Here is a 2101-nt window from a genome sequence, read left to right on the forward strand (position 1 = left end):
CGTTCGGTCACGCCTCGGGCGATGATGTACTTCGAACCTTCGCCTCTGTGCTCACAGCGAATACCCGCGGCACGGATGCAGTCGCACGCCTTGGTGGGGAAGAGTTCGCTGTGCTCTACTTAGATGTGAGGCTGGCCGAGGCACGCGCCGCGTGCGAACGTATTAGACTGCAGTTCGCCGCCGAGCGGCTCGCCCTGCCGGATGGCAGGCAGGTGGCCGCGACCGTAAGTGTCGGTCTCGCTCCGATCCCGGACGACGGTGATTTGGAAGGCGCGCTCATTGCAGCGGATCAGGCACTGTACCGTTCCAAGAATGCCGGAAGGAACATGCTTTCGTTAGCGGCTTGAATCGCGTGGCATCCAACGCCGACCTCACCCAGATTCAAAGCGCACCGATAAATCACCTCCGCCAGTTTCCGCAGACCGAGGCTCGGCATGAGCTTTTCCTGAGCCCGTCCGTGCCCGATGCAGCGCCGTAACGCGCTTCACCTGCGCTATGCTGCATCCCGCCAGCTCGGCCGTGCGCGCGATGCTCATCCCTGTCTCCCGCAGCCCAACAATGCGCCTGTGCAAGGCGATATCCGGCTTACGGCCGTTGTACCGCCCTGCTCGCTTGGCGAGCTCGATGCCCTCTCGCTGGCGCTCGCGCCGGGTCTCATAGTCGTCTCGTGCGGTCTGAAGCGCGACGCGCAGCAGCATGTCCTGCACCGCTTCGAGCACGATGCGCGCGACACCGGCGCTGTCAGCGACAAGCTCGGACAGATCGACGATGCCTGGCACGGCTAGCCGCGCGCCCTTCGCCCGGATCGTCGCCACCAGCAGTTCGGCTTCGGGTAATGGCAGACGGCTGATCCGGTCGATCTTCTCCGCAACCACCACCTCGCCCGGCTGCAGGTCAGCAACCATGCGTAAGAGCTCTGGCCGATCAGGCCGCGCGCCCGACGCCTTCTCGCGGTAAACCGCCGCGACGTAATAGCCTGCTGCGCGCGCACCGGTGACAATTGCTTCCTGCCGGGTCAGGTCCTGCTCGTCGGTGCTTACGCGCAGGTACACGCGCGCAGCGCGGATCGGGTTCGTCATGCTGGCTCCGTTCGGTACACCCATGTGAGCCACCACTGCGGCAACCGGCTCGGAATAGCAAACGCCGATCCTGTCGAGCCTAGCTCAGCAAGCCAGGTCTAAGTAGCTAATGGCGCTGATATGAACGACGACTGATCACCAAACGCGCTGAAGTGCGCTGCTTCGCGCTATCCGTCAGCGCCAATATCCGGTATGATCCGAGAGTTGGGTCAGCCAAGCGAGTTCAGTGCAGATGGAAGCACAGAGGGTCAAGATCGTGGACGGTGGTAAACTCGTGATCCCGGCGGCCATGCGCCGTGAGCTCGGGATCACCACGGGTGATACCGTTCTCGTCGATGTCGACGATGGCGAGCTACGGGTACGTTCCGTGCCTAAGGCGCTCGAAAGGGCTCGCGCGATCCTTCGCAAATATGTGCCCGAAGGCGTCGGTTTGGCTGACGAGCTGATCGCAGAGCGCCGGCGCGAGGCGGAGCGTGAGTAGCAAGGTCGTACTCGACGCCTCCGCCCTGCTCTGCCTTCTGAACGACGAACCTGGGGCGGATCGGGTAGTCGACGTCCTGACCCGCAGCATTATCGGAACGACCAACCTCGCCGAGGTCGTCTCCAAGCTTCGGGACCGAGGATTGCCGCTCGACGAGGTACGTGAGGCTCTTGGCGGGCTGCACCTCGATGTACGGCCGCTCTCTCCTGCCCAGGCGCTCATCATAGGCGACCTGCGACCGTCGACGAAGGCGCTTGGACTTTCGCTTGGTGACCGAGCGTGTCTTGCCTTGGCGATTGACCTACAAGCGGAGATGTTCACGACGGACGGGCCGCTGGCGAGCGCTGAGGTCGGCGTCACCATCACCAACGTACGGCCGCTGGCCGATTAGCCGCACATTCGTGCTTTTGGGTACGGTACGCTCAGGCAGGCGAGTTGTGGCGGAACAGAGCGGCTGCCGTCCACTGTTTCGGGCGCAGATCCACTCTTTTCAGCTGCTGCTGTAGGTAGGATGGCGTCCACCATTTTAGGGAAACCTACA

The 2101-nt window shown here is 63.1% G+C and carries 4 protein-coding genes; 3 read left to right on the forward strand and 1 reads right to left on the reverse strand.

Going from position 1 to position 2101, the window contains the following annotated elements; genetic code table 11:
* Nucleotides 1-347, forward strand: a 347-nt coding sequence (locus tag J2Y58_RS20800; RefSeq protein ID WP_310107370.1) for a GGDEF domain-containing protein, incomplete at its 5' end; no start/stop codon positions are given.
* 24 nt (nt 348-371) lie between these two features.
* Here the strand turns inward: J2Y58_RS20800 and J2Y58_RS20805 are convergent.
* Nucleotides 372-1079: a recombinase family protein gene (locus J2Y58_RS20805; RefSeq protein WP_209308654.1), complete on the reverse strand. Its 708-nt coding sequence runs from the start codon at nt 1077-1079 to the stop codon at nt 372-374.
* Between the two features lie 232 nt (nt 1080-1311).
* Between J2Y58_RS20805 and J2Y58_RS20810 the strand changes: the two genes are divergently transcribed.
* On the forward strand, nt 1312-1560 hold the full coding sequence (locus J2Y58_RS20810) for an AbrB/MazE/SpoVT family DNA-binding domain-containing protein (protein WP_018251286.1): 249 nt from the start codon (nt 1312-1314) through the stop codon (nt 1558-1560).
* The gene (locus J2Y58_RS20815) at nt 1553-1951 is read left to right on the forward strand and encodes a type II toxin-antitoxin system VapC family toxin (protein WP_066781968.1); all 399 of its coding nucleotides are present in this window, start codon (nt 1553-1555) and stop codon (nt 1949-1951) included. Before J2Y58_RS20810 ends, J2Y58_RS20815 begins: the two co-directional genes overlap by 8 nt.
* Nucleotides 1952-2101 lie beyond the last annotated feature (150 nt).

The sequence above is a fragment of the Sphingomonas sp. BE138 genome (genome assembly GCF_031456125.1).
Lineage (GTDB): Bacteria > Pseudomonadota > Alphaproteobacteria > Sphingomonadales > Sphingomonadaceae > Sphingomonas.

Bases quoted from the DNA above. Each gene is read 5' to 3' on its own strand.
- J2Y58_RS20805 (WP_209308654.1), bottom strand. From the start codon at position 1,079: ATGACGAACCCGATCCGCGCTGCGCGCGTGTACCTGCGCGTAAGCACC.
- J2Y58_RS20810 (WP_018251286.1), top strand. From the start codon at position 1,312: ATGGAAGCACAGAGGGTCAAGATCGTGGACGGTGGTAAACTCGTGATC.